Origin of the sequence: Amycolatopsis tucumanensis (assembly GCF_021654135.1) — a bacterium.
Lineage (GTDB): Bacteria > Actinomycetota > Actinomycetes > Mycobacteriales > Pseudonocardiaceae > Amycolatopsis_E > Amycolatopsis_E tucumanensis.
On record NZ_JAKGSD010000030.1, the window covers coordinates 90,569 to 99,567 of the forward strand.

General features: G+C 72.6%; 10 protein-coding genes. 8 read left to right on the forward strand and 2 right to left on the reverse strand.

Going from position 1 to position 8,999, the window contains the following annotated elements; translation table 11 throughout:
• The first annotated feature begins 24 nt into the window (after window positions 1-24).
• The 6 genes from sucB to lipB all read left to right on the forward strand — a co-directional run bounded on the left by sucB (window position 25) and on the right by lipB (window position 5,739).
• Complete coding sequence (sucB, locus tag L2C96_RS26710) at window positions 25-1,830, forward strand: 2-oxoglutarate dehydrogenase, E2 component, dihydrolipoamide succinyltransferase (RefSeq protein ID WP_237338201.1); 1,806 nt, start codon at window positions 25-27, stop codon at window positions 1,828-1,830.
• Between the two features lie 66 nt (window positions 1,831-1,896).
• Entirely contained in the window at window positions 1,897-2,967 is a 1,071-nt protein-coding gene (locus tag L2C96_RS26715; protein ID WP_237338202.1) for a serine hydrolase, read from the forward strand.
• Window positions 2,968-2,983: 16 nt separating this feature from the next.
• Window positions 2,984-3,436 (forward strand): ArsR/SmtB family transcription factor, encoded by a 453-nt coding sequence (locus tag L2C96_RS26720; RefSeq protein WP_237338203.1) that lies wholly within the window; start codon window positions 2,984-2,986, stop codon window positions 3,434-3,436.
• Between the two features lie 41 nt (window positions 3,437-3,477).
• Window positions 3,478-4,356, forward strand: a complete 879-nt coding sequence (locus L2C96_RS26725; protein WP_020423084.1) for a TIGR01777 family oxidoreductase — start codon at window positions 3,478-3,480, stop codon at window positions 4,354-4,356.
• Window positions 4,353-4,985, forward strand: coding sequence for a phosphatase PAP2 family protein (locus L2C96_RS26730; protein ID WP_237338204.1), 633 nt, complete (start codon window positions 4,353-4,355; stop codon window positions 4,983-4,985). The genes L2C96_RS26725 and L2C96_RS26730 overlap by 4 nt, the downstream gene beginning before the upstream one ends.
• A gap of 10 nt (window positions 4,986-4,995) precedes the next feature.
• Entirely contained in the window at window positions 4,996-5,739 is a 744-nt protein-coding gene (gene lipB / locus L2C96_RS26735) for a lipoyl(octanoyl) transferase LipB (RefSeq protein ID WP_020423086.1), read from the forward strand.
• Between the two features lie 28 nt (window positions 5,740-5,767).
• Here lipB and L2C96_RS26740 read toward each other — a convergent pair whose 3' ends face one another.
• Together L2C96_RS26740 and L2C96_RS26745 are read right to left on the reverse strand one after the other, a co-directional pair.
• On the reverse strand, window positions 5,768-6,700 hold the full coding sequence (locus tag L2C96_RS26740) for an LLM class F420-dependent oxidoreductase (protein ID WP_020423087.1): 933 nt from the start codon (window positions 6,698-6,700) through the stop codon (window positions 5,768-5,770).
• A gap of 17 nt (window positions 6,701-6,717) precedes the next feature.
• On the reverse strand, window positions 6,718-7,308 hold the full coding sequence (locus L2C96_RS26745; protein WP_237338205.1) for a TetR/AcrR family transcriptional regulator: 591 nt from the start codon (window positions 7,306-7,308) through the stop codon (window positions 6,718-6,720).
• Window positions 7,309-7,437: 129 nt separating this feature from the next.
• Between L2C96_RS26745 and L2C96_RS26750 the strand changes: the two genes are divergently transcribed.
• Both L2C96_RS26750 and L2C96_RS26755 read left to right on the forward strand, forming a co-directional pair.
• Window positions 7,438-7,944, forward strand: coding sequence for a hypothetical protein (locus tag L2C96_RS26750; protein ID WP_237338206.1), 507 nt, complete (start codon window positions 7,438-7,440; stop codon window positions 7,942-7,944).
• Between the two features lie 19 nt (window positions 7,945-7,963).
• Window positions 7,964-8,908: an oxidoreductase gene (locus tag L2C96_RS26755; RefSeq protein WP_237338207.1), complete on the forward strand. Its 945-nt coding sequence runs from the start codon at window positions 7,964-7,966 to the stop codon at window positions 8,906-8,908.
• Window positions 8,909-8,999 lie beyond the last annotated feature (91 nt).

The following is an 8,999-nucleotide window of genomic DNA, read 5'->3' on the forward strand; positions in this document are numbered from 1 at the left end:
AAGATTCAAGGGAGTCAATTCACGATGGCCTTCTCCGTCACACTGCCGGAGCTCGGGGAGAGCGTTACCGAGGGCACCGTCACCCGCTGGCTCAAGCAGGAGGGTGACACGGTCGCGGTCGACGAGCCGTTGCTGGAGATCTCGACCGACAAGGTCGACACCGAGGTCCCGTCGCCGGTCGCAGGCACGCTGCAGAAGATCGTCGCCCAGGAGGACGAGACCGTCGAGGTCGGCGGCGAGCTCGCCGTGATCGACGACGGTTCCGGCGGCGGTTCCGCCCCCGCTCAGGAGCAGGCGCCCGCGCAGCAGGCCCAGCCCGAGCCGGAGCCCGAGCCCGAGCCGCAGCAGTCCGCGCCGCAGCAGTCCGCGCCGCAGCAGCAGTCGGCCCCGGAGGCCCAGCCCGCGCCGAGCGGGTCCGCTCAGGGCACGCCGGTCACGCTGCCCGAGCTGGGCGAGAGCGTCACCGAGGGCACCGTCACCCGCTGGCTGAAGTCGGTCGGCGACACGGTCGAGGTGGACGAGCCGCTGCTGGAGATCTCCACCGACAAGGTCGACACCGAGGTCCCCTCGCCGATCGCCGGCACGCTGCTGGAGATCAGCGTCGGTGAGGACGAGACCGTCGAGGTCGGCGGCACGCTCGCCATCATCGGCGACGCCAGTGCCGCGCCCGCCCCGCAGCAGGAGCAGCCGAAGACGCCGGAGCCCAAGCCCGAGCCGAAGCCGGAGCCGAAGCCCGAGCCCACCCCGGCCGCTCAGGCCCCCGCTCCGCAGCAGGCTCCCCAGCAGCCGGCCCCGCAGCAGCCCGCGCCGCAGCAGCCGGCCCCGCAGCCGCAGGCCGCCCCGGCCGCGAGCGACGGCAACGGCAGCGGCCCGTACGTCACCCCGCTGGTGCGCAAGCTCGCCACCGAGCACGGCATCGACCTGGCGTCGGTGACCGGCAGCGGTGTCGGCGGCCGCATCCGCAAGCAGGACGTGCTGGCGGCGGCCGAGGCGAAGCAGAAGCAGAGCGCTCCGGCCGCTCAGGCGCCCGCCGCGCAGGCCCCGGCCGCCGCGCCGAGCGCCCCCGCCGCGAAGGCCCCGGCGGCCCCGTCGCCGGAGCTGGCCGCCCTGCGCGGCACGGTGCAGAAGGCGAGCCGGATCCGCCAGGTCATCGCGCAGCGCACCCGCGAGTCGCTGCAGAACTCGGCGCAGCTGACCCAGGTGTTCGAGGTGGACGTCACCAAGATCGCCCGGCTGCGCCAGCAGGCGAAGGCCGCCTTCCAGGAGCGGGAGGGCGTGAAGCTCACCTTCCTGCCGTTCTTCGCCAAGGCGACGGTCGAGGCGCTCAAGCAGCACCCGAACATCAACGCCTACCTGGACGAGGAGAAGAAGGAGATCACCTACTTCGGCGAGGAGCACCTCGCCGTCGCGGTGGACACCGACCGCGGCCTGCTCTCCCCGGTCATCCACAAGGCGGGTGAGCTGAACCTGGCCGGCCTGGCCAGGGCGATCGCCGACGTCGCGGCCCGCACCCGCGCGAACAAGATCAAGCCGGACGAGCTGTCGGGCGGCACCTTCACGGTGACCAACCTGGGCAGCAACGGCGCCCTGTTCGACACGCCGATCATCAACCAGCCGCAGTCCGGGATCCTGGGCGTCGGCGCGGTGGTGAAGCGGCCGGTCGTGGTCACCGACGCCGACGGTCAGGACACCATCGCCATCCGGTCGATGGCCTACCTGGCCCTGACCTACGACCACCGCCTGATCGACGGCGCGGACGCCGGCCGGTTCCTGACCACGATCAAGAACCGCCTCGAAGAGGGCCACTTCGAGGACGAGCTGGGTCTGTAACCGCTTGACCGGAGACCCCCTCCCCCGGTATTCCGTAATTACGGAAAACTGGAGGAGGGGGTCTTCGTGCTTTCCCGGCGCACTCTGCTCGGCTCCGCGGCGCTCGCCGGCGCGGCCACGCTCGCCGTGCCCGCGACCGCGGTCGCCGACACGTCCACCCCGCAGGGCTGGTTCGACTGGATCGCCCGGCACCGCGACCGGGTCGGCGCGCTGGCCGTGGACGCCGACGGGCGCCGGGTGGCGCACCGGCCGCACGCCCCGCAGGTCCTGGCGTCCACGATCAAGGTCGTGCACCTCGCCGCATACGCCACCGCGGTCGAGCGCGGCCTGGACCCGGACGAGCCGGTGCGGCTCGGCGACTGGGAGGCGTTCTACCCGTTCGGCGGCGACGGCGGCGCGCACCTGGCCGCCCTCCAGGAACTCGGCATCCCGCACACCGACCGGGGCAACGCCCTCGACCCGGACGTGACGGTCCCGCTGGACCGGCTGGCCCGCGCGATGATCGTCTTCAGCGACAACTCCGCCGCCGACTACCTGCGCGACCGCCTCGGCGACCGGGCCCTGACCGCGGCGTCCGCCCGGGGCGGATGGCTCCGGCCGGACCTCCGGTCGTTCTGCGGCGAGGTGCTCCTGCTGCTGTTCCCCGAGTTCCTGCCACGCTCCCCCGCGCTGCGGCCCGGCGCGGGCGACCGGCTGGCGCGCCGGTTCGCCACCGAGCCGGCGTTCCGGGACGAGGTGCTCGCCCGCTTCCAGAGCCCGCCGGCTGCCGAGGCCCAGGTGGCCTGGACGCGCGGGCACGGGCGCGGGAGCGCGGCCGGGCTGTTCGCGATGCACCGCGCGCTCGCGGCCGGCCGCTTCGGCGAGACCGTCGTGCGGCGCCACCTGGAGGAGCCCTTCGCCGCGCTCGTCCCGCCCGGCGCCGCCGCGGTCGCGTTCAAGGGCGGCAGCCTGCCGCGCGTGCTGACCACTGGGATGACGGTGCGGTGGCCGGACGGACGGGCCGCGACCCTCGCGCTCCTGCTCGACGACGTGGCCGACGCGGATTTCGCCAACCAGGGGCCGTTCCTGCGCGCCGGGCTCGCCGCACTGTCCACGCGGGAGGGTTTCGACGGGCTCGTGCGGGCGCTGCGCGGCTGACCGTCATGCTGGGCTCGTGAACGACGACGTGCTCAACCGCCTGGCGGACCTGGAACGCCGGGTGGCCGCGCTGGAAAGCGGCGTCAGGGCGGACGGGACGGGGGTGGTCGGTTACCACGGCCGCACCGAGGAGCCACTCGAACTCGAGTGGGAGATCACCGTCACCCCGGCCCGCGCGCTGGCCCTGGACGACGGTCCCCGCGCGGAAGTGCTGGCGGCGCTGGGCAATCCGGCGCGCCTGGCGATCGTGCGGACGCTGGCCGCACGCGGGCCGCAGCCTGCCGCCGCGCTCCAGGAGGCCGCCGGGCTCGGCTCGACCGGGCAGCTCTACCACCACCTCAAGGCGCTCACCGGAGCCGGGATCGTCGAGCCGGACAAGCGCGGCAGCTACCGGTTGCCCGCCCGCGCCACGATCCCGGTGCTCGTGCTGCTGACCGCGGCCGCCGACGTCGCCGGGCAACTGCGGTGAGGGAACGTGCGCGAAGCGGCGGCGTGAGCAACGATCGGGGTATGCGAGTACTGATCGCCGGATCCAGCGGGCTACTCGGCTCGGCGCTCGTCGCCACGCTGCGCGACTCGGGGCACGACGTGCGACGGCTCGTCCGGCGTCCGGCCAGGGCCGCGGACGAGCACTCGTGGGACCCGCCGGCGGGCCGGATCGACGACCGCGCGTTCGAGGACGTCACGACGGTCGTCAACCTGTGCGGCTCGCCGATGGGGCTGCGGTGGAGCGCGGCCCGTAAGCAGATGATCCGCGACAGCCGGATCGAGCCGACCGAGGTGCTGGCCGAGGCCGTCGCCGAGTACCGGATCCCGGCCCTCGTCAACGCCTCCGGGATCGGCTACTACGGCGACACCGGCGACGCGGTGGTCACCGAGGAGTCGCCGCGGGGCGCGGGCTTCCTGGCCGAGCTGTGCGAGGCGTGGGAGGCGGCGACCGCCCCGGCCGCGGAAGCGGGCTCGCGGGTGGTGAACCTGCGCACCGGTCTGGTTCTGTCCAAGGACGGCCTGCTCGGGCCGCTCAAGCCGCTGTTCTGGCTCGGTCTCGGCGGCAGGCTCGGCGACGGCAGGCAGTACATGCCGTGGATCAGCCTGCGGGACCACGTGTCCGCGATGCGGTTCCTCATCGAGCACGAGACGTTGTCCGGCCCGGTGAACGTGTGCAACCCGGAACCGGCGACCAACGCCGAGTTCACCCGCGCGCTGGGGCACGCGCTGCGGCGGCCTGCGCCGTGGTGGGTGCCCGGGTTCGCGTTGCGGACCGCGCTCGGCGAAGTGGCCGACGAGATGGCGCTGATCTCGCAGCGGGCGGTGCCCGCGGTACTGGAGAAGGCCGGGTTCACGTTCGTGCACACCGACCTCGACGGCGCATTGGCGGTCGCCCTTTGACCAGGTGGCTTCCGCTCGGCGGCGCGTTCTTCGTCCTGTTCCTCGGGCTGGGCGTGGCCGTGGCGCGGCCGCCGTACGCCGTCGACCTGGCCGTGGCGGGACTGGTGCAGGGCTGGTGGCGCGACACTCCGGGCCGGGTGGCGCAGGTGGTCAGCGACGCGTTCGGACCGGTCGTGCCGGCGACCTTCGCGATCGCGCTCGCGATCGGGATCGTCGTGTGCTGGCGGCGCGGCATGCGCTACCAGGCGGGCGTGGCGCTGCGGGTGCTGGCCGTGCTCGCCACCACCCGGCTGGTGAGCGTGGTCTTCAAACCGCTGTTCGTGCGCGACCGGCCGCGCGATTACCCGGAGTTCAGCTACCCCAGCGGGCACGTGGTGTCGATCTCCAGCACCGGCCTCGCGGCGGCGCTGCTGTGCCTGTGGCTGGCGCCGAGGCTGACGAAGTGGGTCGTGGTGTTCTTCTCGGTCGCGACGGTGCTGTGCGCGGCGAGCCGCGTGGTGCTCGGGGTGCACTGGGTCAGCGACACCGTCGGCGCCGTGCTCGGTGTGCTGGGCGTGGGTTTTCTCACGGGGTGGGCAGTGCGGTTGCTACCGCCACAGCCTGTCCCGTCGGCGCCGCGGTCGGCGTAACCTGCCAGACGTGAGTCCAAAGTCCTGCCGCGCCACCAGCACGCCCGTCACCGTCAAGAACGTCGGCACCATCGACTACCTGCAAGCCTGGGAGCTGCAGCGGGAGCTGGTGAACGCGCGGGCGGACTGCTCGGAGGCCCCGGACACGCTCCTGCTGCTGGAGCACCCGTCGGTCTACACCGCGGGCAAGCGCACCGAGGACGCGGACCGGCCGACCGACGGCACCCCGGTGATCGACGTCGACCGCGGCGGGAAGATCACCTGGCACGGGCCGGGGCAGCTGGTCGGCTACCCGATCGTCAAACTGGGCGACCCGATCGACGTGGTGCACTACGTGCGGCGCCTGGAGGAGGCGCTGATCCGGGTGTGCGACCAGTTCGGCGTCTACACCGGGCGGGTCGAGGGCCGCAGCGGCGTGTGGGTGCCGGCCGACGAGCGCGGCCCGGAGCGCAAGATCGCGGCGATCGGCATCCGGGTGCAGCGCGGTGTGACGATGCACGGCTTCGAGCTGAACTGCAACGCGGACCTGACGGCGTTCGACAAGATCGTGCCGTGCGGGATCCGGGACGCCGGCGTGACGTCGCTGTCGTTCGAGCTGGAGCGGGACGTCCCGGTCGCCGAGGCGCTCCCCCTGGCCCGCGACGCGGTGCTGGCCGCGCTGGACGGCGAGCTGGCGGTGTCGGACGACCGGTGGCTGCGCCGTGAGGATTCGGCGCCCTCGGCGCCGGGCGTGACGTTCGCCCTCCGGCCCTGAGCCACGCCCAGGACCGGAGGACGCGCGGTCACAGCTGCGGGGCGACCTTCGAGGCGATCAGCTCGAGGTGGTCCAGGTCGGACAGGTCCAGCACCTGCAGGTAGAGGCGGGTGACGCCGGTGGCCTCGCGGTAGCGGCCGATCTTGTCGACCACCTCGTCCACCGTGCCTGCCAGGCCGTTCTGCTTCACCTCGTCGGTCTCGCGGCCGATCGCGGCGGCGCGGCGGGCGAACTCGGCGTCGTCCTTGCCGACGGCCACCACCTGGGCCGCGGAGCGGATGACCGCCTTCGGGTCGCGGCCGATCTCGCGGCACGCGGCGTCCACGCGCTCGAACTGGGCGGCGGCGGTGTCCGCGTCGACGAACGCCGCGTTGAACTCGTCGGCGAAGCGGGCCGCCAGGGCCGGGGTGCGCTTCTTGCCGCCACCGCCGATGATCACCGGCGGGCGCGGCGACTGGGCCGGCTTGGGCAGCGCGGGCGCGTCGGCGAGCTGGTAGTGCTTGCCGTCGAAGGAGAACGTCTCGCCCTCGGGGGTCTCCCACAGGCCGGTGATGATCTCCAGCTGCTCGGCGTAGAGGTCGAAGCGCTCCTTGATCTCCGGCATCGGGATGCCGTAGGCCTGGTGCTCGGCGTCGTACCAGCCGGAGCCGAGGCCGAAGTCCACGCGGCCGCCGGACATCTGGTCGACCTGCGCCACGGAGATCGCCAGCACCGACGGGTGCCGGAACGTCGCGGCGGTGACCAGCGTGCCCAGCCGGATGCGGGAGGTCTCGCGGGCCAGCGCGCCGAGGGTCACCCAGGCGTCGGTCGGGCCGGGCAGCCCGGAGGCGGAGCCCATCTTCAGGAAGTGGTCGGAACGGAAGAAGGCGTCGAAGCCGTTGTCCTCGGTCGCCTTGGCGACGCGCAGGAGATCGTCGTAGCTCGCGCCCTGCTGCGGTTCGGTGAAAATCCTCAGGTCCACAGCCCCACCATATCGATTCAGGTGCGCCGGACGCGGTGCAGCAGCTGCACGATCACGCTCTCGATCTGGGCGCCGACCTTCTTCGGGTCCGGTGAGCTCGCGATCTCGGTCGCCGCGCTGTGCAGGGCCCCGAACAGCAGCCGCGCGGTGATCTCGACCGGGACCTCGTCCACCTCGCCCGCCTCGATCAGGTCCTCCAGGCTCGACCGGATCAGCCCGAAGCTCGCCCTGTCCTCGGCCTCCCGCCAGCGCTCCCAGCCCATCACCACCGGAGCCTCGTGGATCGCGATCCGCTGGTAGGCCGGGTCGAGGCAGCTGGAGATGAACTCCCGCAGCCCCGCCAGCGCCCGCTCCCACGGCGCGCCGCTGCCGCCCATGATCTCTTCCAGCCGCCCGAAAACCCGGCTCTCCACCTTCTCGAACGCCGCTTCGAAGAGCGCCTGTTTTCCACTGAAATGGTGATACAGGGCACCTTTCGTGACCCGGGCGCGCTTGGCGACCTCGTCGAGCGAAGTGCTGGCGTAACCCCGTTTGGTGAACAGCTCCACCGCGCTGTTCACCAGGGCCGACCGCGTGGACTCCGAATAGTCGAGACGCCTGGACCGCATTGTCACCACGCTCACAAGCTTACGCCGGTTCCCGTTTCCATACCCGTGGTATGTTCGCAGTGTCGGCACCATACCGACGGTATGCTTCAAACCCAGAGTATGGCCGGGGTCACAACTTGGGGAGGACCCGTGAGCTGGAACGACTTCTACCGACGGCGCGACATCCTGGACGCCGTCCTGACCGCGGCGGCCCGCGACCCGCAGGGCCCGCTGCCCTTCGACGAGATCCCCGGTGCCGAGAAGGCCTTCGGCACCCGTGAAAACCTCATGCTCGCGCTGCACTACCGGTGGACCCAGCTGCTCAGCGGCCACCTGCGCGCCGCGGCCGAGGGCATCGACGAGCACAGCGACCACGTGGACGCCGTCAAGCGCGCCTGGACCGCGGCGGTCCGGCGCAACCGCGCGCTCTACGAGGTCGTCGCCGCCCACCGAGACGAATACCCCGCGCTCAAGGCCGCGCACCGCGCCGAGCAGGCGATGCTCGCCATCGCGGCCGGGCTGGCCGAGCCGGACGAGCCGGTGGACGAGGTGGCCAAGGTCGGCGCCGCGTTCGAGGCCCTGCTGAGCGAAGGCCCCGGCCTGCGTCCGGCGCGCCCGTTCGACCGTCTGCTGCGAATGCTGGCCCCGAGCGCGTGATCTTCCCTAATATCCGGGCATGAAAACCTGGACCGAGGCCGACATCCCCGACCAGACGGGCCGCACGGTGCTCGTCACCGGCGCGAACTCCGGCCTCGGTCTGCAAACCTCCCTCGTGCTGGCCGCCAAGGGCGCGCGCGTGCTGATCGCCTGCCGCAACCCGGAGCGCGGCGAACAGGCGCTGCGCACCGTCTCGGCGGGCGCGGCGGCCGCTCCCGAGCTGATCTCCCTGGACCTCGCCGACCTCGCGTCGGTGCGCGCCGCGGCGGCCCGCGCCGAGGAGCTCACCGGCGGGAAACTCGACCTCCTGATCAACAACGCCGGCCTGATGGCCGCTCCGAAGGGCCGCACCAAGGACGGCTTCGAGCTGCAGTTCGGCACCAACCACTTGGGCCACGCCGCGCTGACCTGGCTGCTCATGCCCGCCCTCCGGCGCGGCACGAACGCCCGCGTGGTGACGCTGTCCAGCCTCGCCGCCACCGGCGGCCGCGTCGACTTCGACGACCCCGGCTTCGAGCACCGGCGCTACAACCCGGCCGCGGCGTACAGCCAGTCCAAGATCGCCAACCAGATCTTCGCGCTGGAACTGGACCGCCGCCTGCGTGCCGCCGGTGACGACGTGATCAGCGTGGCCGCCCACCCGGGCTACACGGCCACCAACCTGAACTCGAACATGGCCAACGCGCAGGGCCACCCCATCGTGCGCAAGCTCGTCGGCGGCGTGACCTTCCTGGGCGATCTGCTGGTCGCGCAGGGTGTCCGCACCGGCGCGCTGCCGTCCCTGATCGCGGCCACCGCGCCGGACGTCAACGGCGGCGACTACATCGGCCCGAGCCTGTTCCGCGGCATCCGCGGCAACCCCACCGTGGTGCAGCCGCTGCGGGCCGCGCTGGACCGCGAGAACGGCCGCAAGCTGTGGGACCTGACGGCCAAGCTGACCGGCGTGACCCCCGACCCAGCGTAGGTCATCCGCCCCGTCCGGGGGCGTACGCTGGGGCGCGTGACTGTTGTGCCTGAAGGTCGGAAGCTGCTGCGGCTCGAGGTCCGCAACAGTG